General features: G+C 67.3%; 24 protein-coding genes and 1 pseudogene. 8 read left to right on the top strand and 17 right to left on the bottom strand.

Annotated elements, in window-relative coordinates; translation table 11 throughout:
• Positions 1–23: 23 nt before the first annotated feature.
• Positions 24–536, top strand: a complete 513-nt coding sequence (locus HWW87_RS19560; RefSeq protein ID WP_175821723.1) for a DUF4274 domain-containing protein — start codon at positions 24–26, stop codon at positions 534–536.
• Between the two features lie 114 nt (positions 537–650).
• Here the strand turns inward: HWW87_RS19560 and acnB are convergent, their stop codons facing one another.
• On the bottom strand, positions 651–3,236 hold the full coding sequence (gene acnB / locus HWW87_RS19555) for a bifunctional aconitate hydratase 2/2-methylisocitrate dehydratase (RefSeq protein WP_175821722.1): 2,586 nt from the start codon (positions 3,234–3,236) through the stop codon (positions 651–653).
• 262 nt (positions 3,237–3,498) lie between these two features.
• Between acnB and HWW87_RS19550 the strand changes: the two genes are divergently transcribed.
• Entirely contained in the window at positions 3,499–3,741 is a 243-nt protein-coding gene (locus HWW87_RS19550) for a hypothetical protein (RefSeq protein ID WP_244107309.1), read from the top strand.
• A 22-nt stretch (positions 3,742–3,763) separates the two neighbouring features.
• Here the strand turns inward: HWW87_RS19550 and HWW87_RS19545 are convergent, their stop codons facing one another.
• The 3 genes from HWW87_RS19545 to HWW87_RS19535 all read right to left on the bottom strand — a co-directional run bounded on the left by HWW87_RS19545 (position 3,764) and on the right by HWW87_RS19535 (position 5,531).
• Positions 3,764–4,237: a nuclear transport factor 2 family protein gene (locus HWW87_RS19545; RefSeq protein ID WP_175821721.1), complete on the bottom strand. Its 474-nt coding sequence runs from the start codon at positions 4,235–4,237 to the stop codon at positions 3,764–3,766.
• Positions 4,238–4,373: 136 nt separating this feature from the next.
• Entirely contained in the window at positions 4,374–4,622 is a 249-nt protein-coding gene (locus HWW87_RS19540; protein WP_006478739.1) for a hypothetical protein, read from the bottom strand.
• Between the two features lie 474 nt (positions 4,623–5,096).
• Entirely contained in the window at positions 5,097–5,531 is a 435-nt protein-coding gene (locus HWW87_RS19535) for a universal stress protein (protein ID WP_175821720.1), read from the bottom strand.
• Positions 5,532–5,880: 349 nt separating this feature from the next.
• Here HWW87_RS19535 and HWW87_RS19530 point away from each other — a divergent pair, with 349 nt between their 5' ends.
• From HWW87_RS19530 to HWW87_RS19515, 4 genes and pseudogenes are all read left to right on the top strand, one after another.
• Complete coding sequence (locus tag HWW87_RS19530; protein WP_175821719.1) at positions 5,881–7,365, top strand: amidase; 1,485 nt, start codon at positions 5,881–5,883, stop codon at positions 7,363–7,365.
• A 357-nt stretch (positions 7,366–7,722) separates the two neighbouring features.
• Complete coding sequence (locus HWW87_RS19525; protein ID WP_174431546.1) at positions 7,723–8,409, top strand: hypothetical protein; 687 nt, start codon at positions 7,723–7,725, stop codon at positions 8,407–8,409.
• Positions 8,410–8,535: 126 nt separating this feature from the next.
• Positions 8,536–9,366 (top strand): arylamine N-acetyltransferase, encoded by an 831-nt coding sequence (locus HWW87_RS19520; RefSeq protein ID WP_175821718.1) that lies wholly within the window; start codon positions 8,536–8,538, stop codon positions 9,364–9,366.
• A gap of 64 nt (positions 9,367–9,430) precedes the next feature.
• Positions 9,431–9,661, top strand: a pseudogene (locus tag HWW87_RS19515) (SAM-dependent methyltransferase); the annotation flags it as partial.
• A 22-nt stretch (positions 9,662–9,683) separates the two neighbouring features.
• On the opposite strand, the gene HWW87_RS19510 reads toward HWW87_RS19515, so the two are convergent.
• From HWW87_RS19510 to HWW87_RS19495, 4 genes are all read right to left on the bottom strand, one after another.
• Entirely contained in the window at positions 9,684–14,531 is a 4,848-nt protein-coding gene (locus tag HWW87_RS19510) for an NAD-glutamate dehydrogenase (RefSeq protein WP_175821717.1), read from the bottom strand.
• A gap of 189 nt (positions 14,532–14,720) precedes the next feature.
• Positions 14,721–14,909 carry a 4-oxalocrotonate tautomerase gene (locus HWW87_RS19505; protein ID WP_006487223.1) on the bottom strand — a complete coding sequence of 63 codons (189 nt, stop codon included), beginning with the start codon at positions 14,907–14,909 and terminating at the stop codon, positions 14,721–14,723.
• 58 nt (positions 14,910–14,967) lie between these two features.
• The gene (locus HWW87_RS19500) at positions 14,968–15,741 is read right to left on the bottom strand and encodes a class II aldolase/adducin family protein (protein WP_175821716.1); all 774 of its coding nucleotides are present in this window, start codon (positions 15,739–15,741) and stop codon (positions 14,968–14,970) included.
• A complete protein-coding gene (locus HWW87_RS19495) occupies positions 15,719–16,609 on the bottom strand; it encodes an urea transporter (RefSeq protein ID WP_175821715.1) in 891 nt (296 codons plus the stop codon). Before HWW87_RS19495 ends, HWW87_RS19500 begins: the two co-directional genes overlap by 23 nt.
• A gap of 359 nt (positions 16,610–16,968) precedes the next feature.
• Between HWW87_RS19495 and HWW87_RS19490 the strand changes: the two genes are divergently transcribed.
• Positions 16,969–17,532 (top strand): putative glycolipid-binding domain-containing protein, encoded by a 564-nt coding sequence (locus tag HWW87_RS19490; protein WP_175821714.1) that lies wholly within the window; start codon positions 16,969–16,971, stop codon positions 17,530–17,532.
• On the opposite strand, the gene HWW87_RS19485 is transcribed toward HWW87_RS19490, so the two are convergent.
• The 5 genes from HWW87_RS19485 to HWW87_RS19465 form a co-directional block, all read right to left on the bottom strand.
• A complete protein-coding gene (locus tag HWW87_RS19485) occupies positions 17,484–18,398 on the bottom strand; it encodes an alpha/beta fold hydrolase (RefSeq protein ID WP_175821713.1) in 915 nt (304 codons plus the stop codon). The two genes, HWW87_RS19490 and HWW87_RS19485, sit on opposite strands and share 49 nt — an antisense overlap.
• Positions 18,399–18,402: 4 nt before the next feature.
• Complete coding sequence (locus tag HWW87_RS19480) at positions 18,403–19,308, bottom strand: metal-dependent hydrolase (RefSeq protein WP_175821712.1); 906 nt, start codon at positions 19,306–19,308, stop codon at positions 18,403–18,405.
• Positions 19,305–20,234, bottom strand: coding sequence for an SDR family oxidoreductase (locus tag HWW87_RS19475; protein ID WP_175821711.1), 930 nt, complete (start codon positions 20,232–20,234; stop codon positions 19,305–19,307). Before HWW87_RS19475 ends, HWW87_RS19480 begins: the two co-directional genes overlap by 4 nt.
• A 21-nt stretch (positions 20,235–20,255) precedes the next feature.
• Positions 20,256–21,839: an NAD(P)/FAD-dependent oxidoreductase gene (locus HWW87_RS19470; protein WP_175821710.1), complete on the bottom strand. Its 1,584-nt coding sequence runs from the start codon at positions 21,837–21,839 to the stop codon at positions 20,256–20,258.
• A 247-nt stretch (positions 21,840–22,086) separates the two neighbouring features.
• Complete coding sequence (locus HWW87_RS19465; RefSeq protein ID WP_175821709.1) at positions 22,087–22,758, bottom strand: lysoplasmalogenase; 672 nt, start codon at positions 22,756–22,758, stop codon at positions 22,087–22,089.
• A 372-nt stretch (positions 22,759–23,130) separates the two neighbouring features.
• Between HWW87_RS19465 and speB the strand changes: the two genes are divergently transcribed.
• A complete protein-coding gene (gene speB, locus HWW87_RS19460) occupies positions 23,131–24,099 on the top strand; it encodes an agmatinase (RefSeq protein WP_175821708.1) in 969 nt (322 codons plus the stop codon).
• 203 nt (positions 24,100–24,302) lie between these two features.
• Here speB and HWW87_RS19455 read toward each other — a convergent pair whose 3' ends face one another.
• The 4 genes from HWW87_RS19455 to HWW87_RS19440 form a co-directional block, all read right to left on the bottom strand.
• Entirely contained in the window at positions 24,303–24,527 is a 225-nt protein-coding gene (locus HWW87_RS19455; RefSeq protein ID WP_174390049.1) for a hypothetical protein, read from the bottom strand.
• Between the two features lie 279 nt (positions 24,528–24,806).
• Entirely contained in the window at positions 24,807–25,010 is a 204-nt protein-coding gene (locus HWW87_RS19450; RefSeq protein WP_011549079.1) for a cold-shock protein, read from the bottom strand.
• Between the two features lie 382 nt (positions 25,011–25,392).
• Positions 25,393–26,232 (bottom strand): MerR family transcriptional regulator, encoded by an 840-nt coding sequence (locus tag HWW87_RS19445; protein WP_175821707.1) that lies wholly within the window; start codon positions 26,230–26,232, stop codon positions 25,393–25,395.
• Positions 26,233–26,241: 9 nt separating this feature from the next.
• On the bottom strand, positions 26,242–26,802 hold the full coding sequence (locus tag HWW87_RS19440) for a GNAT family N-acetyltransferase (protein WP_175821706.1): 561 nt from the start codon (positions 26,800–26,802) through the stop codon (positions 26,242–26,244).
• Positions 26,803–26,891: the final 89 nt, after the last annotated feature.

The following is a 26,891-nucleotide window of genomic DNA, read 5'->3' as shown; positions in this document are numbered from 1 at the left end:
GCTCATTCCGCAAGACGCAATCCATGGACGACTCTGAAATCGAACAGAAGGCGTGGGACATCGTCCGGGCCTGGCTCGAAGGCGCGACGCCCGAGCAGTGGCACCGGTTCGCCGCACGTTCCAATTACGACGGCAACGGCCGCGCGTTGCGCTGGCTGCTCGACAACCGCAACGTCGATCGCGCGACCGCGCTGCTGATCTACTGGAATCTCGGCGCCGCGTGGTTCGTGCAGTATGCGAACGAAAGCGATCTGGGCGACGCGTCGTATCAACTCGATACGTTCCGGTTGCTTCGCGAAATCGAGCAACGTTACGCCGATGGCTATTACGCCAATCACGGAATCTGGTTCGATCCGCATGACTTCGATGGCGCGGGGCCGAACGATTATCCGGACGTACCGGTCGCGCGGCCCGTGCCGGCACTGATGCTGCAGCCGACCGACGGCCGCGAGTACGTCGATCTCGACGAAGCGGACGGGTATGACGAAGGCTTGCCGTTCGACGTGGTCGAGCGGCTACACGCGCTGTACGACTGACCGGGCGGGCGCTTCCGTTCGCGAACGCATGAAAAAAAGCGCCGCGGCCTTTCGGCCCGCGGCGCCTTTCAGTGCGCTGCGACGTCGACCACCCGCCGCAGCCCGACTGCGTGCTTACATCTGCACGGTGTCGGCCACTTCCTTGAAATCCTCGATCTGGTCGAAGTTCATGTATTGGTAGATCTTGTCGCCGTTGGCGGTGAGCACGCCCATGTCGGCCATGTACTCGTCCTTGGTCGGGATCTTGCCCAGACGCGAGCAGATCGCCGCCAGTTCCGCCGAGCCGAGATACACGTTCGTGTTCTTGCCGAGGCGGTTCGGGAAGTTGCGGGTCGACGTCGACATCACCGTCGCGCCTTCGCGCACCTGTGCCTGGTTACCCATGCACAGCGAGCAGCCCGGCATTTCGGTGCGGGCGCCAGCCGTGCCGAACACGCCGTAGTGACCTTCTTCCGTCAGCTGCTTCTGGTCCATCTTGGTCGGCGGCGCGACCCACAGCTTGACCGGAATGTCGCGCTTGCCTTCCAGCAGCTTCGACGCGGCACGGAAGTGGCCGATGTTGGTCATGCACGAGCCGATGAACACTTCGTCGATCTTCGCACCGGCGACGTCCGACAGCGTCTTCACGTCGTCCGGGTCGTTCGGGCAGGCGACGATCGGCTCGTGGATATCGGCGAGGTCGATCTCGATGACGGCCGCGTATTCGGCGTCGGCATCCGGCGACAGCAGTTGCGGGTCGGCCAGCCACTGTTCCATCGCCGCGATGCGGCGCTGCAGGCTGCGCGGATCCTGGTAGCCCTGCGCGATCATCCACTTGAGCAGCGTGACGTTGCTGTTCAGGTATTCGATGATCGGTTCCTTGTTCAGGTGCACCGTGCAACCGGCTGCCGAACGCTCGGCCGACGCATCCGACAGCTCGAACGCTTGCTCGACCTTCAGGTCGGGCAGGCCTTCGATTTCGAGAATGCGGCCCGAGAAGATGTTCTTCTTGCCCTGCTTGGCGACCGTCAGCATGCCTTGCTTGATCGCGTACAGCGGAATCGCGTTGACGAGGTCACGCAGCGTGACGCCCGGCTGCATCTTGCCCTTGAAGCGGACCAGCACCGATTCCGGCATGTCCAGCGGCATCGTGCCGGTGGCGGCCGCGAACGCGACCAGGCCCGAGCCTGCCGGGAAGCTGATGCCGATCGGGAAGCGCGTGTGCGAATCGCCGCCGGTGCCGACGGTGTCGGGCAGCAGCATGCGGTTCAGCCACGAGTGGATCACGCCGTCGCCCGGGCGCAGCGCGATGCCGCCACGGGTGCTGATGAAGTTCGGCAGCGTCTGGTGCGTCTTCACGTCGACCGGCTTCGGATACGCGGCGGTGTGGCAGAACGACTGCATCACGAGGTCGGCCGAGAAGCCGAGGCACGCGAGGTCCTTCAGTTCGTCGCGGGTCATCGGGCCGGTGGTGTCCTGCGAGCCGACCGAGGTCATCTTCGGTTCGCAGTACGTGCCCGGGCGCACGCCCTGGCCTTCCGGCAGACCGCAGGCGCGGCCGACCATCTTCTGCGCGAGCGAGAAGCCCTTGCCGCTGTCGGCCGGCTGGTGCGGCAGGCGGAACAGCGTCGACGGCGCGAGGCCGAGCGCTTCACGCGCCTTCGCGGTCAGGCCGCGGCCGATGATCAGCGGAATGCGGCCGCCGGCGCGCACTTCGTCGAACAGCACGTCGGACTTCACCTGGAATTCGGCGATGACCTTGCCGTCCTTCAGCGCCTTGCCTTCGTACGGGCGCAGTTCGACCACGTCGCCCATTTCCATCTGCGACACGTCGAGCTCGATCGGCAGCGCGCCGGCGTCTTCCATCGTGTTGTAGAAGATCGGGGCGATCTTGCCGCCGAGGCACACGCCGCCGAAGCGCTTGTTCGGGACGAACGGGATGTCTTCGCCGGTGAACCACAGCACCGAGTTGGTGGCCGACTTGCGCGAGGAGCCGGTGCCGACCACGTCGCCCACGTAGGCGACCAGGTGGCCCTTTTCCTTCAGCGATTCGATGAACTTGACCGGGCCGCGCTTGCCGTCTTCTTCCGGCGTGATGCCCGGGCGTGCGTTCTTCAGCATCGCCAGCGCGTGCATCGGGATGTCCGGGCGGGTGGTGGCGTCCGGCGCCGGCGACAGGTCGTCGGTGTTGGTTTCGCCCGTGACCTTGAACACGGTGATGGTCAGGCTTTGCGGCACTTCCGGACGGCTCGTGAACCATTCGGCATCGGCCCAGCTCTGCAGCACGGCCTTCGCGTGCGCGTTGCCCTTGTCGGCGAGTTCCTTCACGTCATGGAACTGGTCGAACATCAGCAGGGTTTTCTTCAGCGCGTCGGCGGCGACCGCGGCGACGGCTTCGTCGGACAGCAGCTCGATCAGCGGCTGGATGTTGTAGCCGCCGAGCATCGTGCCGAGCAGTTCGGTCGCGCGTTCGCGCGAGATCAGCGGGCAGGCGGTCTCGCCCTTCGCGACGGCGGCCAGGAAGCCGGCCTTCACGCGGGCGGCTTCGTCGACGCCGGCAGGCACGCGGTAGGTGATCAGGTCGAGCAGCGTCTGCTCTTCGCCGGCGGGCGGGTTCGCCAGCAGTTCCACCAGTTCGGCGGTTTGCTGAGCCGTCAGCGGCAGGGGAGGAATACCGAGCGCGGCGCGGGCGGCCACGTGAGCACGAAAGTTTTCAAGCATGGGGAGACCTGCTGATATTGCGTTTGAGGGGAAGGCCTTGCCGGCACTCCGGGGCTATTCCAGGCACTGCTTTGAGCGGGATTCTAATCTCAATGGTGTGGAACGTCAAATGTCTTATGTCTTATATAAGAGTTGATGGCGCGAAAGACGGAAGGCGCGGCGGGATGGAGGAACCGGCCTTGTCGGGCATGGCGCGGCGCGCGGATGCAGGGTGTCGGTTCAGGCGGCAGGCGTCGCACATATCTGCACAAGCCCGCAGGAAATGGTACACAGGGGCGCGATGCTGCCGGCCGCGCCGGCCGGCGCCGGCGGGGTCGTGCCGGCGACCTATCCGAACAAGGGCATCGCGGCCGTCACGTACCGTGACGGCAAGGGGCGCGTCGGCCGCGCCGGCCCGCATCCGGAGGTCGATGAAAACGGGTATCGCCAGAACGGCCTAGAGAATCCGGACGGTGTGTTGCCGGAGAGGGCCTACGATCTGATCGACGCGACGATGAACCCGTAGAGGGGGTGCCGCGGCGCGCGGCTTATTTGCGTTTGGCGCGATACGCGTCGAGATTTTTCCGGGCCTGCGCGCGGATCGCGCGCTGCATGAACGGCGTCCAGCCCAGCAGCGCGCCTTTCATCCCGAGTGCCTGACGCGCCCAGCGCCACAGGTCGAAATGGTCGCGATGCTCGACGATGCGTCCGTCGCGAAACCGGAAGCGCGCATCGATCCGGTTGACCACCCTTCGTCCGGTCGCGGCGAACCGGTAGTGCGCGCTCCACGTCGCACGACCGGCCTGCTCGTCCGCGGCGACTTCGCCGAACGTCAGCGAGAACTCCTGGGCCCGCGCGACCAGCATCCGCCACATGTCGCGCGCGAGCTCGCCGCGCAGTTCGCCGAACGCGGGATCGCTGAACACGATGTCGTCGGCATAGCACGCGAGCATCGCGTCGATGTCGCGCTGCTGGAAGGCCGTGTAGAAGCGCTGGATCAACGCGGTGTTCGGATCAGTCATGTCGGGCGTAACGGGGAAGGGAGGGCGGACGGTGACGTCCGTCGAAACGTCGATCGGGACGTGGCGGCAGGCAACACGAACCGGCGCCCGTGCTTGCGACTTCGGGCGTAGCTGGCTCGCCGCCGGATGATACGCGTCAGCGGGCCGCCATCGCGACGTCTTGATTGCCCCGTCCCGTCACCAGGCAGCCCGACATGAAGGCCTCGCTCTGGCTGCCGGCGGCGGCTTCGCCGAAGCCGCGACCGAGCGCGTCGGCCTTCACCTGCGCGGCGCCTTGCTCGCACGCGAGCGGGCTGGCGTCGCGACCCTGCGCGTGCAGGATCGCGCGATCGCCGATGAGATAGGCCAGCAGGGCGAAAACAGCGATATGTACGGCTCGTCTCATGGTTCGTCTCCTCGTTGCTCAAGCGTAACGCGGACACGTTCGACGAAGCACTTGGGGCTTCCCCCGGTAAACGTCTGCTGAAAGCCGTGGCGGGCAGGACGATCCTGTCCTGTTTTTCCGTCCCCGCTCGACGGGCGGGCAATGCGCGCGAGTTTGACGAATGTCAGGGTGCGGGCGGGCGGCGGCGGTCGCGCGGCCGTTCAAGGCGATAGCATGAATGCATGATTTGACGGGGCGGGATGCGGGTCAACGCACCGGGTCCGGCAAGCAGGCAGGTGTTGAATATCGCTGTCGAAATAGTGAGGAATCCAAATGTTGAACGTCTCTTCCGTCCTGATCAGCCTTGCCCCGATGTGGGCCATCCTGCTGCTGGCTTCTTCGGCGGCCGCCTATTTCGTGTTCTGGCGCAAGGTCATCGACTAAGCGCTGCGCGACAGCGTGCGCCCGGTGCGCACGCGCGACGTGCCGTGCCGGTCATTGCACCGCTGTCACCGGCACATTCGAAATCCGCACCAGCCGGGCCATCACGCTGCGCCGGAACACCGACATCAATGCGTGCAGCGGATCGCGTCTCGGCCCGGCCACGACGATCTCGTCGCACCCGGTTTCGGCCGCCGCGGCCGCGATCGTATCGGCCACCGGCCCGACCTTCATCACGACGCTGAACTTCACGTCCGCATCGCGCAGGATCCGCTCGGCCATCGCGAGATCGTCCTCCGCGAATCGTGTCTCGATCGCGCGCAACCGCGACAGCGGGTGATAGGCCTCGAGCCGCGTCGATTCCAGCGGCGCCTGCACGTTGATCAGCACGATCTCCGATGCGCAGCGCTCGCGATACAGAAACGTCGCGTGCCGGACGGCCTGAAGCGAGCGCGGCGAATGGCCGACCGGAACCAGCAGCTTGAGCATGGACGATAAACCCGGAAACGAAGTGCTTCCAGCGTAGCGGGCGGCCGGACGAAACGATCTAAAGAGATCGGCCGGCCGCATAAAAATGTCGTTAACGTGCGCGGGTCTGGTTCTGTGACGTACCGACTAAAAATATAAGAAATTTAAGTTTATGCGCATAAACGGCAGCGAGCGGCGGCGCCGGCCCGGCCCGGTCGTCGCCGGCTGTCCGCACCATCGCGATTCAGTCGGATCCGCAATGAATTGCGCCGCAAAATATCGGAGGTCGCCCGGATGGCGTCGCGTAGAGTAGAGCGTCGGCCGCCACCCGGCGGCGCGCCATCCGATACCGCTTCCCAGGAGACCCCGCATGCCGCACGGCGCCCCGCAGTTTCTCGCTCCCGCTTCCATTTCCGTCGATCCGATCGTGCGCCTGTCGGCCGGCGAGCTCGCGTCGGCGATCCGCAGCAAGGCGGTTTCGTGCGTCGAGACGATGCGTGCGTATCTCGATCACATCGAGCGCGTGAACGGCGCGGTCAACGCGATCGTCGCGCTGCGCGACCGCGATGCGCTGCTGGCCGAAGCCGCGGAAAAGGATGCGGAGCTGGCGCGCGGCGAGTACCGCGGCTGGCTGCACGGGATGCCGCAGGCGCCGAAGGATCTGGCGATGACGAACGGGCTGCGGACGACCTACGGCTCGCCGATCTTCCGCGAGAACGTGCCGCAGGCCGATTCCGTCGGCGTCGCGCGGATGCGCGCGGCCGGCGCGATCTTCATCGGCAAGACCAATACGCCCGAGTTCGGGCTCGGTTCGCACACGTTCAACGAGGTCTACGGCGCGACGCGCAACCCGTACGACCTGACGAAGAGCGCGGGCGGCAGCAGCGGCGGCACGGCGGCGGCGCTCGCGTCGCGGATGCTGCCGGTGGCGGACGGCAGCGATTTCGGCGGTTCGCTGCGTAATCCGGCCGCGTTCTGCAATATCTATGGCTTCCGTCCGTCGCAGGGCCGCGTGCCGCGCTGGCCGGGCGTCGACGTGTTCGTGCAGCAGCTCGGCATCGAAGGGCCGATGGGCCGCACCGTCGGCGACGTCGCGCAACTGCTCGCGATCCAGGCCGGCTACGACCGCAACGATCCGCTGTCGCTCGCGGAAGATCCTGCCGTGTTTGCGCAGCCGCTCGACGCGGACCTGCGCGGCAAGCGCGTCGCGTGGGTCGGCGACTGGAACGGCTATCTCGCGACCGAGGCCGGCGTGCTCGCGCAGTGCGAGCACGGGCTGGCGACGCTGCGCGAGATCGGCTGCGACGTCGATGCCGCGCTGCCGGCGTTCGCGCCCGACCGGATCTGGCGCCTGTGGCTCGCGCACCGGCACCTGCTGTCGGGCGGCGGGCTGCTCGCGCACTATCGCGACCCGGCGCGCCGCGCGCTGCTGAAGCCCGAGGCGATCTACGAGGTCGAAGGCTTGCTCGCGATGCAGGGCGCGGCCGTGTTCGACGCGAGCGTCGAACGGACCGCGTGGCATCAGGCGGTGTTGAGCTTCTTCGACCGTTACGACTTCATCGCGGCGCCGACCGCGCAGGTGTTCCCGTTCGACGTCGACCAGCGCTGGCCGAAGGAGATCGCGGGCCGCGCGATGGACACGTATCACCGCTGGATGGAAACGGTCGTGCCGTGGACGCTGGCCGGCTGCCCGGTGATCAACGTGCCGGTCGGTTTCAACGACGCGGGGTTGCCGATGGGGATGCAATTGATCGGGCGCCCGCGCGCCGATCTCGCCGTGCTGCAGCTTGCGCGCGGCTATGAGCGGGCGGCCGACTGGGTGGCCCGGCGGGTGCCGGCGTGGATGGCAGCGTAACGGCGTCGCCGGCAGGCAGTCGGTAGCAGCCGGTAGCGGCCGGATGACGAAACGGGCAGCGACGCGCTGCCCGTTTCGTTTTGTATCGCTCGACGCGAAGCGCGCCGGCGGATGCGTTTCGTCGCGTCGCCGGCGCGGGCAGGAACCGGCATCCATTGATGCAACCGGAGAAAGAATCGCGGTACGTGCGCGGCATCGCGCGGCAAACGCACGCGAATCTGCGCGACGGGGCCCGTCGGCCGCCGAATTGCAAGCGGCGGCGCGGCCCGATTTCGTTTCGAGGTGTTTCAGTCGTTGCGGCGGTGCGCGACGCGCTTCGACAATATCGCCTCGACAATTCGGGCACGAGGGAAACACATGAAGCACATTCGCGCGACGGGCCGGCATCTGGCCTCGGCAGGTATCGCGTTCGGCATCCTGGTGAGCGGCGCCGCACACGCGCAGCTCGACCTGCAGTCGATCGGCGCGTCGCTGCTCGGCGGCGGGCAGCAGCAGGCGGCGCCTGCGCAGGGCGGTGTCGCGCAGTTGCTGCAGGCCTATGTCGGTGCGAACCAGCAGGTGCTGAACGGCCAGTCGTCGCTCGCGTCGGCGATGGGGCTGACGGGGGCGGCCGGGCAGGCGCAGCAGGCCGCGAGCCAGTTGTCCGGCGGCGATGCGCTGTCGCCGGCCACGCTGTCGCAGATGGGCGGCGCGCAGCAATCGGTGTCGCAGGCGCTCGGCCAGGCGTTCGCGAGCGGCGGCGCCACGCACGGCCCGATCGACAAGCAGGCGTTCAGCAACGGCCTCGCGTCGCTGGGGCAGGGGCTCACGCAGTATTCGCAACTGCAATCGGGGCTCGGCAATCTCGGCTCGACGAGCGCCGCGTCGCTGCTGCAATCGGGCCTGAATCCGCAGAACATGCAGGCCGCGTCGTATATCGCGCAAAGCGCGCCGGGCCAGTTGCAGTCGCTTGCCGCGACGCTCGGCCAGGCCGTGCAGTTCGCGACGAGCCAGGGTATTTCGGTGCCGTCGGTTGCGTCGTCCGCGCTGAAGCTGCTGCCGTAACGCGGGGCGCAGGCGTGCGCGATGCGTGGCCGGCATCGCGCACGCCTGCGACGAACCATGGTCCCGCACAACATGGGGATTTCGCGCGATGCTATCGTGACGGGTCCCTGTTATCGGTGCCGGTTCATGACTGACTCGTTCGACCTCTCGCGCTATTTCTCCCGCATCGGCTACGACGGCCCGGCCGAGCCGACGCTCGACGTGCTGCGCCGGCTGCATCTGCTGCATCCGCAGGCGATTCCGTTCGAAAACCTCAATCCGCTGACCGGCGCGCGCGTCGCGCTCGACCTGCCCACGATCGTCGACAAGGTGATCGAACGCCGCCGCGGCGGCTACTGCTTCGAACTCAACAAGCTGTTCTACACCGCGCTCACGACGATCGGTTTTCGCGTGACGCCGCTGATCGCGCGCGTGCGCTGGATGCGGCCGCCCGAGATCGTCACCGCGCAGACGCACATGCTGCTGCGCATCGACCTCGACGGCGCGGCGTGGCTCGCGGACATCGGCTTCGGCAGCGCGACGCTGACCGCGCCGCTGCGCTTCGTGCCGGGCGAGCGGCAATTGACGCCGCACGGCGCGTTTCGCGTGATCGCCGCGCCGGTCGACGGCGAATTCGACATGCAGTTCGAGATTCCCGACGGCTGGCAGACGACCTACCGCTTCTCGCTGAAGCCGGCCGAATGGATCGATTACGAGGCCGCGAACTGGTTCACGTCGACGTATCCCGAATCGATCTTCGTGAACGACCTGATCGCGTGCCGCGTGCTGCCGGACGGCCGCGCGGCGCTGCTCAACACCGTGCTGACGCTGCGCGACGCGGCGGGGGCCGGGCGCACGATCACGTTCGACAATGCAGCCGACTGGGCGGCGTGCCTGCGCGACACGATCGGCATCAATACGGCGGGATTCGATCTCGACGCGCTGTTCGCGCGGCTCGCGGCGCGTCCCGCGAGGTAACGCGGACGCACGAAACCCCGATGGGCGCCCGGACACGGGCCGCGCCCGAGTCGGCCACCTCCGTCCGGACGTGCGCCCGGGGATGGAAATGGCCGCGAAGGGCGCGCGGGCGAGCGGCACGCCGTTCATCAGCTTCTTCATGCCGGACGAGATCCAGGCGCTTGCACTGGAGGCCGGCTTCGCGAAGGCCGAACACGTGTCGGCCGCCGAGCTGACGCGCCGTTATTTCGCCGATCGTACGGACGGCCTGCGGCCGCCGAACCGCGCGGAAGAACTGCTCGTCGCGACGGTCTGACCCGTCGCGCTCGTCACGCTCGTCACGCCCGTTCGAGCACGGCCATTTCCCGCACGACCACCAGCAGCACCGCGAGGCTCGCGCCGCCGGATGCGCGCAGGTCCGCGAGCAGGTGCTCGTAGCGCTCAAGCGCGGCCTCGCGGCGCGCGCGCCACGCGCCGACGATCGTATCCGGCGTGGTCGAATCCGGCGATTCCGTGAGCGCGCTGGTCGCGAGCGTGCGCTTCAACCGAGCGACTTCCGCGAGTGCGGCGGCGCGCGCGAGCATGTCCCAGTGCGTCGGCGTCGGCAGGGTCGCAGCGCGTTCGCCGATCCACCCGTAATTGAGCAGCGTGCCGAGCGAGAAGTACACGCCGGCGACGAGTTCGAGGCTGCGGTTGCAGGTCGCCGCCACTTCGGCGATGTCGAGCAGCGCGGCCGAGATGTCGCCGCTCGCGACGCGTATCGCGAGCGCGCTGTCGACGCCGGCGTCGACCAGCACGCGCTGCCGCTCGGACAGTGCATCGAGATCGTCGGCCGGCAGCAGCGACGGCAGTTGCGGCGCGATGCGCTGCACCGCGTCGCGGCAGCGCGCGATCAATCCGGTGACGCCGCCGTCGGTCACCGCACCCGACTGCAGATGCCGCAGGAACCACAGCGCCGCGCGCTCCAGCAGCCGCGCGACGTCGACGAACATGCGCGCCTGCACGTCGTCGGCGACGCGGTTGTCGAGTGCGTCGATGTCGCGCCATACCGCATCGAGGTCGAACACGTCGCGCGCCATGATGCACGCGCGCACGATGTCGCCAGGCTTCGCGTCGGTTTCCTCCATCAGCCGGTGCACGAACGCGCAGCCGACGCGGTTCACGAGCGCGTTGGTCAGGTGCGTCGCGAGAATCTCGCGGCGCAGCGGATGGCGGCGCATCGGCTCGCTGAAGCGCTGTTGCAGCGGCTTCGGGAAGTAGTCGACGAGCATCGCGGCCACCAGCGGATCCTCGGGCACGTCGGATTCGAGCAGCGCGTCGTAGAGCCACATCTTGCTGTACGCGAGCAGCACCGCGCGCTCCGGCGACGTGAGGCCGAGCTTCGCGGCCTGCCGCTCGGCGACTTCATCGTCGGTCGGCAGGAATTCGATCACGCGGTTCAGGCGGCCCGCGCGTTCGAGCCAGCGCATCAGGCGTGCCTCGGCGTCGAGCAATTCGACCGCATAGCGGCCCGCGATCGACAGCGCCTGCGTCTGGTAGTAGTTGTCGCGCAGCACGAGCAGCCCGACTTCGTCGGTCATCTCGGCGAGCAGCGCGTTGCGCTGCTTCTCGGTCATCTCGCCGTCGGATACGACGAGCCCGAGCAGGATCTTGATGTTGACTTCGTGATCCGAACAATCGACGCCGGCCGAGTTGTCGATCGCATCGGTGTTGATGCGGCCGCCGCGCTGCGCGAATTCGATGCGGCCGAACTGCGTGCAGCCGAGGTTGCCGCCTTCGCCGACGACCTTGCAGCGCAGGTCCGCGCCGTTCACGCGCACCGCGTCGTTCGCGCGGTCGCCGACCTGCGCGTGAGTTTCGCGCGCCGCCTTCACGTAGGTGCCGATACCGCCGTTGTACAGCAGGTCGACCGGCGCCTGCAGGATCGCGCGGATCAGCTCGGTCGGCGGCAGCGCGTGCGCGTCGATGCCGAGCACGGCCTGTACGGCCGGCGACAGCGGGATCGTCTTCGCGGTGCGCGGATACACGCCGCCGCCCGGCGAGATCACCGACGTATCGTAGTCGGCCCAGCTCGAGCGTTCGAGCGCGAACATGCGCTCACGCTCCGCGAAGCTCGTCGCCGGATCGGGGTTCGGATCGAGGAACACGTGCCGGTGATCGAACGCGGCGACGAGCCGGATATGCGGCGACAGCAGCATCCCGTTGCCGAACACGTCGCCCGACATGTCGCCGACGCCGACCACGGTGAAGTCGGTGGTCTGCGTGTCGACGCCCATCTCGCGGAAGTGCCGCTTCACCGATTCCCACGCGCCGCGCGCGGTGATCGCCATCTTCTTGTGGTCGTAGCCGACCGAGCCGCCGGATGCGAACGCATCGTCGAGCCAGAAGCCGTATTCGTGCGAGATCGCGTTCGCGTAGTCGGAGAAGGTGGCCGTGCCCTTGTCGGCGGCGACGACCAGGTACGGATCGTCGGGGTCGTGACGCACCACGTCGGGCGGCGGCACGATCGTGTTGCCGGCGAGGTTGTCGGTGAGGTCGAGCAGCCCGCGCAGGAACGTCTGGTAGCACGCGATGCCTTCACGCATCCATGCTTCGCGATCGCTCGGCGAAGGCGGGTTCTTCACGACGAAGCCGCCTTTCGAGCCGACCGGCACGATCACGACGTTCTTCACCATCTGCGCCTTCATCAGCCCGAGCACCTCGGTGCGGAAATCCTCGCGGCGATCCGACCAGCGCAGGCCGCCGCGCGCGACGCGCCCGCCGCGCAGGTGCACGCCCTCGACACGCGGCGAATACACCCAGATCTCGAACATCGGCTTCGGTTCGGGCAGGCCGGGCACCTTCGCCGGGTTGAACTTGAACGACAGGTACGGCTTCGGCTCGCCGTTCGCGTCGGCGAGGAAGTAGTTCGTGCGCTCGGTCGCGTTGATCACGCCGAGGAACTGGCGCAGGATGCGGTCCTCGTCGAGGTTCGGCACCTGGTCCAGCGCACCTTCGATCGCCTTCAGCAGCCGTTCGGCCTGCACGTCGCGCGTGTCGCCGATGCGTGGGTCGAAGCGCAGCAGGAACAGCTCGACGAGTTGCCGCGCGATCGCCGGATTGCCGGTGAGCGCGCGTTCGATATACGCGTCGCTGAAGGTCGAGCCGACCTGCCGCAGGTATTTCGCATACGCGCGCAGGATCGTCACTTCGCGTGCGCTCAGGTGCGCGCGCAGCACGAGACGGTTGAAGTCGTCGTTCTCGATCCGGCCGCTCCAGATCCGGTCGAACGCATCCTCGAACAGGCCTTTCACGCGCTCGATGTCGAATTCGGTATCGTCGGCGAGCTCGAGGCCGAAGTCGTGCACCCACGCGTGCGCGGCGTCCTGCGTCTGGATCCGGTACGGCCGTTCCTCGTCGACGCGCACGCCGAGATGTTCGAGCATCGGCAGGCTGCGCGACAGCGCGATCGGGTCGCCCGCGCGATACACCTTGAAGCGGAACGCGCGCGGCTCGGCCTCGATCGGCCGGTACAGGTTCATCGCGAGCTGGCCCGAATCCTTCACGCGCTCGATCAGCTCGATGTCGCGCACGGCCGTGCGCGCCGGATAGTCGTCGCGATAGCCGGCCGGGAACGAATCGGCATAGCGTTGCAGCAGCCGGTTGCCTTGCTCTTCGCCGAATGCGTCGAGCAGCGCGTCGGCGAGATCGTCCTGCCAGCGGCGCGCGACCTGCACGAGCCGCGTTTCGAGTTCGCGCGTGTCGACGTCGGGCATCGTGCCCGGTTCGGCATGGACGACGAAATGAATCCGCGCGATCGCCGATTCCGACAGCAGCGGCGTGAATTCGACGTTCACGCCGTTGTACGCGTCGACGAGCAGCTTCGCGATGCGGCGGCGCAGGTCGGTGTTGTACTTGTCGCGTGGCACGAACACGAGGCACGACACGAAGCGGTCGAACCGGTCGCGGCGCACGAACAGGCGCGTGCGCTGATGTTCCTGCAGGCGCAGGATGCCGAGCGCGATGTCGTAGAGCTGGTCCTCGTCGGCCTGGAACAGTTCGTCGCGCGGATAGGTTTCGAGTACCGTCACGAGCGTCTTGCCGAGATGCCCCTTCGGCAAGAAGCCCGCGCGCCGCACGATGTTCGCGCACTTGCGGCGCACGATCGGGATCTCGGCGCTCGACACCATGTACGCGGTCGACGTGTAGAGCCCGATGAAGCGGCGCTCGCCGATCACTTTGCCATCGGCGCCGACGAGTTTCACGCCGACGTAGTCGAGATAGCCGGGGCGGTGCACGGTCGCGCGCGAATTCGCCTTGGTCAGGAAGATTGGCCAGGGGCCGGTGATGATTTCGGCGGCGGCGGGCGGCAGCGGCGTCACGTCGGGCGCGCCGGACGTGCGCAGCGATTCGCGCAGGATGCCGAAGCCCGAGCCCTCGATGCCGCGCAGGCCGAAGCCCGTGCCGTCCGATACGAGCGCGTAGTCGCGCTGACCGAGGAACGTGAAGTGATCGGCGGCCATCCATTCGACGAACGCGCGCGCCTCGAGGTCCTCCGCGGTCGATTCGCGCGCCTTCATCTCCTTGATCGTCGCGCGGGCGATGTCGACGATCTTCGGCCAGTCCTCGACCGACGCGCGCACGTCGCCGAGCACGCGCGCGATGTCCTCGCGCAGCGTGTCGAGCAATGCGGCGTCGCCGCAGCGGTCGACTTCGAAATGGATGAACGACGCGAGTTGCGACTGGCCGTCGCCGGAGCCGGATGTCACGCCGCCCGCGTCGACCCGCTCGATGCCGCCGCCGGCGCCGCGCCAGATGCGGAACACCGGATGCAGCGCCGAATGCAGCGCGAGCCCGAGACGGTTGATGGCCATCGTCACCGAGTCGACCAGGAACGGCATGTCGTCGTTGACGCTCTCGATCACCGTGTGGTCGGAATGCCAGCCGTGCTGTTCGAGGATCGGGTTGTACACGCGCAGGCGTTCGCTGCCCGGCACGTATTTCTGGGCGGTCTGCCAGTGCGCCATCGCGGCGCCGTACAGGTCGGCGATGCCGCGGTTCTGCAGATCGTCGGCATCGACGAAGTCGTAGTAATGACGCAGGAAGGGTTCGACGATCCGGAACGTGGCTTCGGGCAGGCGAGCGCGCGCGAATTCGACGACATCGGAGAGCAGGTGTGCGACGACTTCCTCGTTCTTCGCTTCCATGGCGGTCTCCGTCGGGTGGCCATTGGCTGCTGCGTCTGTCCGGCATTATGCGCCGATTGCGTGACAAAGCGATGTGCGGGCGCACAACGGAGGCGGGCGGAGCCGCCCGCGTGCAGCGCCCGTCGCGCGCGCCGCGGTGTGTGGTTCAGCGCAGGGCAGGCGACGCCGAAGCGACGCTGCCCTCGGCGCTCAGCGCTCGTCGCTCCACAGCTTCCCAGCGGTCGCCCAGTTCTCCTTCTTTACGTCGGTCAGGATGATGTCGACCGAGCCCGGCGCGCAGCCGAGCGTCTCGCACGTGACGCGCGTGATTGCTTCGACGAATGCGCGCTTCTGGTCGACGGTGCGGCCTTCGAACAGCTGGATATTGAAAGTCGGCATGACACATGCTCCGGTTGGGATTGAACGATTGACGATTCGGTCGGGTGCGGCGGCGGCGTCAGTCGCGATACGACGGATCGATCCGGTCGAGCCGGCGCAGCAGCGCCGGCCATTCCAGTTCGCCTTCGATCGCGCCGCCGTCGCGCAGTTGTTCGGCGGTGCGGTCGGCGACGGCCGGCTCCGGCAGCACGAGCGGCCCGCCGCCTGCCTGCGCGCGCAACTGGATGTCGCACGCCTTGATCAGCGTATCCATCAGCACGTAGGCTTCGGCGACGGTCCGGCCGACCGTCAGCGTGCCGTGATTGCGCAGCAGCATCGCGGATTTCGCGCCGAGGCTCGCGGTCAGCCGCGCGCCTTCGGCCGGCGAGAACGCGAGCGCTTCGTAGTCGTGGTACGCGAGATCGCCATGAAAGCGCAACGCGTGCTGCGACGCGGGTAACAGCCCGTCGCGCTGGATCGACACGGCGATGCCGGCCGTATTGTGCAGGTGCATCACGCAGACGGCGTCGGCGCGCGCGGCATGCACGGCCGCATGCAGCGCGAAGCCGGTCACGTTGACCGCGTGCTCGCCGTCGCCGATCCGATGGCCGGCCAGGTCGATTTTCACGAGATTCGATGCGCAAACCTCGTCGAACGTGAGGCCGAACGGGTTGATCAGGAAGTGGCCGGGCTCGCCGGGCACGGTCGCGGACAGATGCGTGTAGATCAGGTCGTCCCAGCCGTTCAGCGCGACGAGGCGATAGGCGGCGGCGAGGTCGACGCGCAGTCGGCGCTCGGCGTCCGAGATCGGGCCGCCGGGCTTTACGGCATCAGGACGGTGTGCGAATGACATCGGGTTCTCCGAGGGTGAGGCGGCGCGCGACGGCCACCGTGATCCACGACGCGAGCGCGAACGGGGCCGTGAACACGGGGATGCCCGCGCGCATCGCGAGCCACTGGATCAGCGCGGCGAGTGCGGCGGCCGCGAGCGCCGCACGCGGGCCGCGCGGCATCAGCGCGAGCGCGGCGAGCGCGCCGTTGAAGCCGAGCAGGCCGTCGGCGAACGACGCGTCGCTTGCGCCGAGCGCGACCAGCAGCACGGTCGACACGATCGCGCCGCCAAGCGAGAACGCGGCCGCGCGGCGCGACGCGACGGCGAGGCCGGCGACGACCAGCGCGCCGGCCCACGCGCCTTGCGCGAAGGTGGTCTGAGCGACGCCCGACAGCAGCGCGTCGGCTGCGGAAGCGAGCGTCAGCAGCGGGACGGCAGTCGCGCCGTCCGCATGCTGCAACGCGACAAACGGCAGCCACAGCGCGGTGACAGCGAGGCACGGGCTCGAATACGGGCACTGGCGCCAGCGGGCGAGCGACACCCGCATCGCGCGTTGCACGAGCGCCGCGCCGACCGCCACCAGCGGCACCAGCGCGACGGCGGCGAGTGGATAGGGCGCGAACAGCACCGCGATCAGCGCGGCCAGCGCACCGTTGAAGCCATGCAGCCCCTGTTCGACGTCGCGGCGTTCGGCGCCCGTCAGCACCGCCGTCATGCTCGCGGCGGCCGAGCCGACCAGCGCCGCGCACGCGAGCCGCAGATCGGTCAGCGCCAGCGCGGCGAGCAGCAGCGCGCCGGTGAGCGCGTTCGCCTGCAGCACGATCTGCCCGATGCCGCGCAGCAGAATGCGCAGGTCGATCGACGGCGAGGCGGGGCGGGCGGTAGGCATGATCGCGGCGGAGCAGGACGAGCCGCGAGCATAGGACACAATCCCATGCACCGGAATAGGGAATTCTGGATAGTCGGGATTTGGGGTGGATGCCCCAAATTGAGGCGCGGAGAGGCCCAACACGCGTATTCGAGATGTTTTTTAGCGTTTTCGCGAGATTTTGGCGATTCAATACCAAATTCGGGCCATCGCTATTGTTTTCGTGTGCAACTCATCCATGCACGTCGGTTTCACAGCGCCAGCGACCGATCGCCGTTCGAGAGGCTGGACACTGAGCGCTGTGCTCATCGACTGGGGCATTCCGGATAACGAGGATTTATGTGACGATGCCCCGACGCGGGATACCAAGGAGGCGGGACGTGCGTGAAGTGCGGTGGGCGTCGCTCGAAGGCGACGGGGTCGAGCATCTGACGTTCGACCGGAGCGGCGGCGCGATCGTCGTCGAAAGCGCGGTGGTCGGCCAGCGGTACGGTCGCGCATACGGGCTCGCGTATCGCGTCGAGTGCGATGCACAATGGCGCGTGACCTACGCGGTGCTCAAGGTGATGGGCGGCGGCACGCTCGAACTGCACGGCGACGGGGCTGGGCATTGGCGCGACGGTGCAGGCCGTGCACTGCCGGAACTGGATGGCTGCATCGACATCGACATCGCCGCGACGCCGTTCACGAATTCGCTGCCGATCGGCCGCCTCGGGCTCGCGCGCGGCGAGCGGCGGCCGATCGACGTCGCGTACATCTCGACGCCGGACCTGACGGTCACGCCGGTCAAGCAGGCTTATGCGTGCCTCGAACCGGGCCGCCGCTATCGCTACGAAGGGATCTTCCGGAATTTCACCGCGGAGATGGACATCGACGACGACGGGCTCGTCGTCGATTACGAGACGCTGTTCAGACGCCTGCCGGCGCCGCCGACGGCGCGCTGAACCGCGGCGTTCGTCACTGCCGGCCGCTCCTGCGCGGACGCGAAGCGGTCGATTCGCGACGCGATCAGGTCCGGGTGACGCAGCACGATCCAGTGCGTGCCGTCGATTTCCTCGCGCACGTGTTCGCCGAGCCAGCGATCGAGGTCGGCCGACATCTCGGGCGTCACGTAGCGGTCTCGCACCGGAACCAGGATCTGCACCGGCGCCTGCGCGTACCGTTCACGCGGCTTGCGGGCGCGCGCGACGAAGTTCGCGCGGTACATCTGCATCCCGTTCAGCGCGTTCTTCAGTTGCACGGGATCGCGCTCGGCGCGCACGCGTTCGGTGAACTGCAGCCAGCGCGGCCACAGCGCGGCGCCGCCGAGCCGCCATACCAGCGACGGCACGAGCGGCAGGTGGAAGAACGCGATGTACCACGACTTCAGGCTCTGCTTGAGCCGCATCTTCGCGCGGAACACGTGATCGAGGCACGGGCCGGAGATCGACGTGTACGACGCGATGCGGCCGCGGAACGCGGGGTCGGTCACGGCCTCCCAGCACTGGATCGAGCCCCAGTCGTGGCCGACGAGGTGGAACGGCCGGCCGCCGCAGGTCGCATCGGCCACCGCCTTCAGGTCGCCGGCGAGCCGTTCGAGCGTGTAGTCGGCCCGGCGGCGCGGCGCATCCGATGCGCCGGCGCCGCGCACGTCGTATGCGATCACGCGATAGCGCTTCGCGAGCCGCGCGCGGATCGGCGCCCACACGGCCGCCGAGTCCGGATAGCCATGCACGAGGATCAGCGGCGGCGCGCGACGCGACCCGCTGACGTAGACGGCGAGTTTCACGTCGCCGGACTGGACGGTCAGCATCTCGTGAGCGCGCGCCATGGCGTCATGCCTGCGCCACCGAATGCAGCGGCACGCGGCGCGGGGCGGCTTGCGCCGCATAGCGCGCGTTGGTCGCGTCGATGTTGTCGAGCAGCGTGTCGAGCTCCTGCAGGTACTGATGGTTGTCGTGATCCCACGGGTGGAAGCCCGGGCGGAAGTAGTCGAGCCATTCGCGCGCGATGCTCGGGAACACGCCGTTCTTCGGGCTGTACAGATACTTCACGAGGCGCCACATGCCGCCGAACTTGCCATGTTCGCGACGGTGCGCGCGCATCAGCCGCACGTGGAAGTCGAACACGATGGCCCAGAAGAATACCGTCGTCGTCAGCATCGTGCCGGTGCGCAGCAGGTAGCTGCCGAGGCCCGGCTTCATCACGGTGCGCCACACGTCGTAGGACACCGCCTTGTGCTCGGTTTCCTCCATCGCGTGCCACATCCACATCTGCTGGTAGCCTTCGACCGAGCCGTCGATCCGGTGCTCGTGGCCCGACAGCAACTGGTTCGCGAGGATCGCCGTGTAGTGCTCGAGCGCGATCGTGATCGCCAGCTGCATCGAGTGCGGCAGCACCTTCTTGAACCAGCCGAGGATCGTCCACAGGCGCTTGTCGAGCTTGTGCGCGGGCAGGCCAGACGCCTGCAGCAGGTCGTTGTACTCGATGTGCTCGCGCGTGTGCATCGCTTCCTGGCCGATGAAGCCGAGCACCTGCTTCTTCAGCTCGGGATCCTCGATCCGGTCGCGGTAGTGGCGCACCGAATCCATGAAGAAGCGTTCGCCGGCCGGGAACAGCAGCGACAGCGCGTTCATGAAGTGCGTGACCGGCACGCCCTGCACGTGCCAGTCCTTCGCGCGTTCGGGCGGCAGCGCGAAACGGATGTCGCGCCGTACGGGCATCATGTTCGGTGTCGTCATGATTGTTCTCCCTGATTGCCTGCATTGTTGTAGGTGGCGTGCACCGGCGCCGGCGCCGGTCTGCCGCGTGCGGCACGGCGGGCTTTCGCGGCCTCGCGGCGCGTCGCGAGCACGACGAGCGCCTGGTAGGCGGCCGGCAGGATGCGCGCCATCCAGTCCGCGCCCTTTGCGTCGCGGCCGATCAGCACGCGGCGCTTGTTCTTGCGCACGCCGGCGAGGATCGTGCGGGCGGCGTCGTCGGCGGTCGTGATGAAGAACTTCTCGAAGCTGTCCTTGCCTTGCTGCTCGCTCTCGACGATGAAGCCGACCATGTTCTTCGCGACGCGGCTCGACTGCGCGATGTTCGTGCGGATGCCGCCCGGATGCACGCAGGTGGCCGACACGCCGCACTTCATCATGTCGAGTTCCTGGCGCAGCGATTCGGTGAAGCCGCGCACCGCGAACTTGGTCGCGTTGTAGCCGCTCATGCCCGGCTGCGCGAAGATCCCGAAGATGCTCGACGTGTTGATCACGTGGCCGTCGCCCGATGCCTTCAGGTGCGGCAGGAACGCCTTCGTGCCGTGCACGACGCCCCAGAAGTTGATGTTCACGATCCACTCGAGATCGCTGTATTCCATGCCTTCGATCGTGCTCGACAGCGCGACGCCCGCATTGTTGAAGATCAGGTTGACCTTGCCGTGCTCCTGCGCGGTGTCGTCGGCCCACGCGAACATCGCGTCGCGATCGCCGACGTCGAGCACGCGTGTCGACACGCGCACGTTCGGCGCGATCGCGCGGACGATCCGTTCGGTTTCGGCGAGGCCGACGCCGTTCTTGTCGGCGAGCGACACGTGGCAGCCGGCCTGCGCGAGCTGGATCGCAAGCGCGCGGCCCATGCCCGAGCCGGCACCCGTGATCGCGGCGACCTTGTTGGCGAAATCTCTCATGTCGGTGGCTCCTTGTCTGGCTCAGGCCGCTTCGGCGGACGTGGAAGCGGAAGCGGCCGGCGCGGCGACGGGCCGCGCGGTCGTGTCGTGTTGCGGTGCGCGATACGCGTGGTAATCGGCGATCGAGAAGCGCGCGGTGGCCTGGCGGAAGCGCCATGTGAAGCCCGGCCACAGCGTCGTGTTCTTGCCGGTGCGCGGGTCGAGGTACCAGCTCTTGCAGCCGCCCGTCGACCAGATCGCCTTCTTGAGCTTGCCCTGAAGGTCGCTGTTGAACTGCGCCTCGACGAGCGGGCGCACCTCGATCGCCTCCGCGCGTTCGCGATGCATCGCCTGCAGCGCGCCGAGGATGTATTCGATTTGCGACTCGATCATGAACACCATCGAGTTGTGGCCGAGGCCCGTGTTCGGGCCGACGATCATGAAGAAGTTCGGGTAGCCGGGCAGCGTCGTGCCGAGATACGCGTGCGCGCCGTCGCGCCACGCGTCGACGATGTCGAGGCCGCCGCGGCCGATGATCGCGCCGCGCGGATACGGGTCGGCCACCTGGAAGCCGGTGCCGTAGATCAGGCAGTCGACTTCATGACGCTTGCCGTCGGTCGTCACGACCGCGTCGGCTTCGATGTGGTCGATGCCGGTCGTGATCACGTCGACGTTCTTGCGCGACAGCGCCGGGTAGTAGTCGTTCGAGATCAGCACGCGCTTGCAGCCGAGCGTGTAGTTCGGCGTGACCGTCTTGCGCAGTTCCGGATCGGGAATCTGCTTGCGGATGTGGCGCAGCGCGAGCTTCTGCACGTTCTTCATCAGCGACGGATGGATCGCGAAGCCGAGCACGCGCGATTCGAGCATCCAGTAGATGCCGCCGCGCACGATCTTCTGCGTGAACGGTAGCGTGCGGAACAGCCATTTCTCGACGCCGGTCAGGTTGCGGTCGGGCTTCGGCATGATCCACGGCGGCGTGCGCTGGAACAGCGCGAGCGCCTTCACGCGCGGGGCGATCTGCGGCACGAACTGGATCGCGCTCGCGCCGGTGCCGATCACAGCGACGCGCTTGCCTTCGAGCGCGTAGTCGTGATCCCACTGCTGCGAATGGAATGCGCGGCCCTGGAAATTCTCGACGCCGGGAATCGCCGGCAGCGCGGCGCGCGACAGGCCGCCCATTCCCGACACCAGCACGCGTGCGGACAGCCGCTTGCCGTTCGCGAACGTGAGGCGCCAGCGCTGCGCGGCTTCGTCGTACTCGGCGCGCTGCAGCTCGTGATTCAGCCGCAGGTGCGGGCCGACGCCGAAGCGCTGCACGCAGTCTTCCAGATACGCGCGGATCTCCGGCTGCGGCGCGAACATGCGCGTCCAGCGCGGGTTCGGTGCGAACGAGAACGAATAGACGTGCGATTGCACGTCGCATGCACATCCGGGGTAATGATTGTCGCGCCATGTGCCGCCGACCGACGCGGCCTTCTCGAGGACGACGAAGTCGGTCACGCCGGTTTGTTTCAGGCGGATCGCCATCCCGAGACCGGCGAAGCCGGTGCCGATGATGGCGATGTCGATGGTTTCGTCCAGACCGTCATGGCCGGGTGGACCGAAAGGCAACGTGCGAGCATTCATCCGGGTGTCTCCGATTTGGCTCATTTTTTAATGTTACATTGGTTGATGTAACGATAGTGGCTGAACCCGGAAACCGCAAGAGGCTAGAAGCGGCGCTCTAAGGGCCGGAAACCAAGCGGGGAAAGGCTGAGCGGGGTTTGGAACGGTCCGGTTTCCGCGATGCGGGATGAGCGGAACCGGCCGTCGGCAGGGCGAGACAGGAAAGAAGCAGGACCGCCGGCCCCGCGACGGTCTGTTTGAAACGGTATCAGGGATGGATCGATCGGGTGGCCGTCTCATGGAAAACCCCGGCCACGATCGTGACCTGCGCGAGCGCATAGAGGCCCCAGATCAGATAGTCGATGCCCGGAAAGCCGCCGAGGAACCGGCCGACGCCGATCAGCGTGTCGGAGCCGACGAAGATCAGGCTGCCGACGGCGACCAGCGGGCCATGCGTGCGGGCGGCGAGCGCGAAGCTCGCCATCACGCACAGCACGAGCATGTAGACGGCGACCGGCGCCAGCAGCTCGCCGAGGTGCGGGAAGAACGCCACGTAGAACGCCGGCGCGGCGATCCACAGCCCGACGAGCGCAACGATGCGCCAGCCGTGCGGCCGCGCGCGCCATCGGAAGAAGATCGCGCAATAACACAGGTGCGTGAGCAGGAATGCGCCGAGGCCGAGGACGAACGACAGCGGCCAGTCTGGCAGCGCGAGCAGCACGTCGCCGAGCACGGCGGTCGCGAGCGCCGCGCACAGCCACGCGCGTTCGCGCGCCGCGCCGCAGGTGCTGCCCGCCGCGAGCAGCAGGATGCCCATTGCGGCTTTCGCGGCGGCCTGGCCCGGATAGGGCGCGGCGGCGAGCGACAGCCCGTAGAGCAGCGCCGCGGCGATGGCGAGCGGCCAGAGCCGGCGGTAGGTGGCGGGAAGCGTGGCGATCAAGGCGGGTGTCTCCGGTTTGTTGTTGTCGGCGGCGGACGGCGCGCGCTCGACGGCGCGGCTGCCGGCCATTATCCGGAAGAACGGGTGCGCGAAAACCGGCGAATCCTTCTAGGAAACGACGGCGACGGGCCGCGATGCCGCCACCGGATTTTTCCGCGCGTTGCCCCGGCTGAACCGGGGCAACGGCTGCGAATCGGCTTGCTATGATCGCCGCGGTATTGCCGTTGCCGTTGCCGTTGCCGCTGTCGATGTCCCGCCTCGCGTCGCGACTGGATGCGCGAGCCGGTGCATGCCCGATGAATCCCCGCCGTGCCCGGCCCGCGCGCTCAGTCGAAGCGGGGCGGCCCGGTCACCACGAAAACAGGTCCGACCATGACCGAACTTCTCCACGGCGACGGTGCGATCCGTCGCACGACGCCGTACGGTTCGTCGATCGAAAATACCTATGCGGGCGTACTGTCGTTCATGCGCCGCAATTACTCGCGCGCGCTCGACGGCGTCGATGTCGCGATCTCCGGCGTGCCGCTCGATCTCGCGACGACCTATCGTTCCGGTGCGCGGCTCGGGCCGGCCGCGATCCGCGCGGCGAGCGTGCAGCTCGCGGAACTCAATCCGTATCCGTGGGGCTTCGATCCGTTCGACGATCTCGCGGCCGTCGACTACGGCGACTGCTGGTTCGACGCGCACAACCCGCTGTCGATCAAGCCGGCGATCGTCGAGCATGCGCGCACGATCCTGCGCTCGGGCTCGAAGATGCTGACGCTCGGCGGCGACCACTACATCACGTATCCGCTGCTGGTCGCGCACGCGGAGCGCTACGGCAAGCCGCTGTCGCTGATCCATTTCGACGCGCACTGCGATACGTGGGCCGACGACGATCCGGACAGCCTCAATCACGGGACGATGTTCTACAAGGCGGTGAAGGAAGGGCTGATCGATCCCGCGACGTCGGTGCAGGTCGGGATCCGCACGTGGAACGACGACTTTCTCGGGATCGAGCGGCTCGATGCCGCGTGGGTGCATGACCATGGTTCGCGGGCGGCGGTCGAGCGGATCGTCGAGATCGTCGGCGCGCGGCCTGCGTATCTGACGTTCGATATCGATTGTCTCGATCCCGCATTCGCGCCGGGAACGGGGACGCCGGTGGCGGGCGGGTTGTCGTCAGCGCAGGCGCTGGCGATCGTGCGGGGGCTCGGGGCGGTGAACCTGGTCGGGGCGGATGTGGTGGAGGTGGCGCCTGCGTACGATCACGCGGACATCACGGCGATCGCGGCCGCGCATGTAGCTTGCGATCTGCTGTGCTTGTGGCGGCAGAAGAAGGTGGCGGGGGCAGTGAAGTAGGTGAACGGGCGTGCAGTGCAAAAGGCGGGCAGGTTGCCCGCCGTTTTTTATGCCTGTCAGCTACGCTGATATCGCAGGGACGTCGTCAACGTCCACGCGGAGAGGGCGCAGCTTGACGACGACGTCGGAGGGGCGATCCGGGAGTTCGAACCGACCGCACCGATGACTCATACGCGATGCGTGCCGGTATAGGGGCGCTGCCGTTAACCGCGCGTATCGACCCAGTTGCGTGCCCAGCGTGCCGAATGCGCCAGTGCCTGCGCTTCGCTCGCGAAGTAATCGAGCGAATAGAACTGGTAGCGGCCTTCGTCGCGTGTGCTATCGGCACGTTCGAGCAGCAGGTTGGATGAAAAGCGCCCGTCGGGCAGGCGATGCGCCGAGGGTTGGACGGCGTAGCCGTTGTACTGTTGAATTCGTTGGTTATGCATTTTAATTTTAATGATGATCGAGTGCGCGCGTGCCGTGCGAAATACGCACGGGTACGCCGATTCAACGCCATTGCGAGCGGAATCTGACGCAGTCGGAAAGCGAAAATAAGGCGTTGCGGCCAGAGGGGGGGATGAAGTGCAACGAGACGTGTGGCGTCTGGCAAGCTGCTAACTAAACAGATGCAGCTCAAGCCGATCGCGCCAACTTTAGGAGACGAAGCTCCGTGGGGATGTCGCTGCGACCCGGCGTCCGTCGCGGGAGGCCGGGCCCTTCAAACTTTACAGCGGCTTGATGTTGGCCGCTTGCAGACCCTTCGGGCCCTGCTTCGTTTCGAAGCTCACTTTTTGATTCTCAGCCAGCGTCTTGAAGCCGTCGGCGCGAATTTCGGAGAAGTGAGCGAACAGGTCGTCGCCGCCCTTGTCCGGAGTGATGAAGCCAAAGCCTTTGCTGTCGTTGAACCACTTGACGATACCGGTATCCATGAAGATTCCTTGAGAAAAATATACGAAGATTTGCTCTGTTGAAGAGCGCCTGAAGCGTCAAGGAGGGAGAGGACAACGAATACCGCTGGGAGGAGCGAGCAATTGATGAACAGCAATCTAACTTCTTGGACTTCGGCGCAAACATTAACCGCCGGGCGGGTTCGCGTCAACCGATAACTTGTAACTGTTTCGCGGCGCGGCCGGTTACTGTGGGCGGAGCGATGCGGCGTCGTCTGGCTGGAACGAGGGCCGAACGGCGCTGCCGGCCATTCGCTGACCCATGCGAGCGGCGGTTGTCACCGGCAACGGTCGTTGGTTTTTCCGCGAACCGGATGCGCACGCGTCGTAGCGACAAGCCGACGCATGCATGACGACGGTGGCCTCAGGAGTTGTCGCCGTCGCCTTGCGTATCGCTCGTACCGGACTGCCGCGCCGCTTCGTCGCTGAGCTTCTTGTCGAGGATCGTCGCGACCCGTCCGCCGAGATATGCGCTGGCCGCGGTTTCGAGCGCGCGGTTCGTCTCGCCTTCGACGAACACGGCCGCGAGCGGGCGCAGGCGCCAGATCGCGTCGACCAGTTCGGGCACGTCGGTGGCCGGCGGCAGGGTGCCGGCGTCGTAGCGGTCGAGCCGTTTCACGACGAGATCGACGAGCAGCCGCGCGATCGCGTCGAAATGCGGGCGCGCGAGGCTGATCACGTCGAGCAGCTCGCGCGGCGGAATCCCTTCCTTCGTCATCGCGGCCGCCGCCTCGAGCAGCGCGGGACTTTTTGCGACGAACGACAGGCCGCGCCGTTCGAGCAGCCCGAGCTCGGTCACGCGCGACAGTTGCGTGGTCGCCTGCGGGCCGAACATCTGCGCGAGCGCGGCGAGCGAATAGGTTTTCGGCAGCTCGTGCGACCAGCGGCCGCCGATCGCGTTTTCGAGGCCGAGGATCGAGCGCAGGTCGTGGCCTTCGTCGATCGCCTTGATCAGGTCCTGGATGTTCGACAGCGTGTAGCCGCGCGCGAGCAGATGGTTGATCAGCTTCAGGCGCGCGACGTGCGTGTCGTCGTAGATACCGACGCGTCCGCGTTTCTCCGGCGGCGCGAGCAGCCCGCGATCCTGGTAGGCGCGGACGTTGCGCACGGTGGTATCGGACACGCGCGCGAGTTCGTCGACCGTGTACTCGTTGCGGGAATCCGGCGCGGCCTCGTCAGGCGTGGAATGAGTCTGTTTTGACATGCGGCCATTTTAGCGCGCCGCGGCAGGCTCGGGCGAGGCGGGGCGCGTGTCCGCGCCGTCGCCGAGCGGGCGCTGCAGCAGCGCCGTGTCGATCCAGCGGCCGTGCTTGAAACCGACCGCTTTCAGCAGGCCGGCCGGTTCGAAGCCGAACGCGCGATGCAGCGCCGTCGAGCCGCCGGTGCCGCCGTCGGCGATCACCGCGATCATCTGTCGCCACGGGCCGCCTTCGCAGCGCGCGATCAGCGCCGCGAGCAACGCGCGGCCGATTCCGCGCCCACGCTGCGCGTCGTCGATGTAGATCGAATCCTCGATCGCGAAGCGGTACGCGCTGCGCGTGCGGTACGGCGTCGCGTATGCGTAGCCGGCCACGCGGCCGTCGCATTCGGCGACGAGATACGGCAACCCGTGGCGCAGCACCGCGTCGCGGCGTGCGCGCAGTTCGGCGACGTCGGGCGGCGTTTCCTCGAACGACGCGACGCTGTGGTGAACGTGGTGCGCATAGATCGCGTGAATGGCGTCGAGATCGGCATCGGTCGCGTCGCGGACGACGCAGGCGGGAGCGGTAGGCATGGTGGCGGAGTGGGCGGATGAAACCGTTACTATGCCGGCCATCGGGTGGCGCGGTAAAGGCGTCGACCGCGTTGTGTACCTGCAGAGCT

It is taken from the genome of Burkholderia sp. BCC0419 (genome assembly GCF_902830285.1).
Classification (GTDB): Bacteria; Pseudomonadota; Gammaproteobacteria; order Burkholderiales; family Burkholderiaceae; genus Burkholderia.
The sequence above is the reverse complement of the archived record's forward strand: the minus strand, read 5'-3'. Positions and strand labels throughout refer to the sequence as shown.

Bases quoted from the DNA above. Each gene is read 5' to 3' on its own strand.
- HWW87_RS19505 (WP_006487223.1), bottom strand. From the start codon at position 14,909: ATGCCGACTTTCAATATCCAGCTGTTCGAAGGCCGCACCGTCGACCAG.
- HWW87_RS19470 (WP_175821710.1), bottom strand. From the start codon at position 21,839: ATGAATGCTCGCACGTTGCCTTTCGGTCCACCCGGCCATGACGGTCTG.
- acnB (WP_175821722.1), bottom strand. From the start codon at position 3,236: ATGCTTGAAAACTTTCGTGCTCACGTGGCCGCCCGCGCCGCGCTCGGT.
- speB (WP_175821708.1), top strand. From the start codon at position 23,131: ATGACCGAACTTCTCCACGGCGACGGTGCGATCCGTCGCACGACGCCG.
- HWW87_RS19495 (WP_175821715.1), bottom strand. From the start codon at position 16,609: ATGCCTACCGCCCGCCCCGCCTCGCCGTCGATCGACCTGCGCATTCTG.
- HWW87_RS19540 (WP_006478739.1), bottom strand. From the start codon at position 4,622: ATGAGACGAGCCGTACATATCGCTGTTTTCGCCCTGCTGGCCTATCTC.
- HWW87_RS19500 (WP_175821716.1), bottom strand. From the start codon at position 15,741: ATGTCATTCGCACACCGTCCTGATGCCGTAAAGCCCGGCGGCCCGATC.
- HWW87_RS19550 (WP_244107309.1), top strand. From the start codon at position 3,499: ATGGTACACAGGGGCGCGATGCTGCCGGCCGCGCCGGCCGGCGCCGGC.
- HWW87_RS19560 (WP_175821723.1), top strand. From the start codon at position 24: ATGGACGACTCTGAAATCGAACAGAAGGCGTGGGACATCGTCCGGGCC.
- HWW87_RS19545 (WP_175821721.1), bottom strand. From the start codon at position 4,237: ATGACTGATCCGAACACCGCGTTGATCCAGCGCTTCTACACGGCCTTC.
- HWW87_RS19510 (WP_175821717.1), bottom strand. From the start codon at position 14,531: ATGGAAGCGAAGAACGAGGAAGTCGTCGCACACCTGCTCTCCGATGTC.
- HWW87_RS19535 (WP_175821720.1), bottom strand. From the start codon at position 5,531: ATGCTCAAGCTGCTGGTTCCGGTCGGCCATTCGCCGCGCTCGCTTCAG.
- HWW87_RS19440 (WP_175821706.1), bottom strand. From the start codon at position 26,802: ATGCCTACCGCTCCCGCCTGCGTCGTCCGCGACGCGACCGATGCCGAT.
- HWW87_RS19530 (WP_175821719.1), top strand. From the start codon at position 5,881: ATGCCGCACGGCGCCCCGCAGTTTCTCGCTCCCGCTTCCATTTCCGTC.
- HWW87_RS19455 (WP_174390049.1), bottom strand. From the start codon at position 24,527: ATGCATAACCAACGAATTCAACAGTACAACGGCTACGCCGTCCAACCC.
- HWW87_RS19450 (WP_011549079.1), bottom strand. From the start codon at position 25,010: ATGGATACCGGTATCGTCAAGTGGTTCAACGACAGCAAAGGCTTTGGC.
- HWW87_RS19445 (WP_175821707.1), bottom strand. From the start codon at position 26,232: ATGTCAAAACAGACTCATTCCACGCCTGACGAGGCCGCGCCGGATTCC.
- HWW87_RS19480 (WP_175821712.1), bottom strand. From the start codon at position 19,308: ATGACGACACCGAACATGATGCCCGTACGGCGCGACATCCGTTTCGCG.
- HWW87_RS19520 (WP_175821718.1), top strand. From the start codon at position 8,536: ATGACTGACTCGTTCGACCTCTCGCGCTATTTCTCCCGCATCGGCTAC.
- HWW87_RS19475 (WP_175821711.1), bottom strand. From the start codon at position 20,234: ATGAGAGATTTCGCCAACAAGGTCGCCGCGATCACGGGTGCCGGCTCG.
- HWW87_RS19485 (WP_175821713.1), bottom strand. From the start codon at position 18,398: ATGGCGCGCGCTCACGAGATGCTGACCGTCCAGTCCGGCGACGTGAAA.
- HWW87_RS19525 (WP_174431546.1), top strand. From the start codon at position 7,723: ATGAAGCACATTCGCGCGACGGGCCGGCATCTGGCCTCGGCAGGTATC.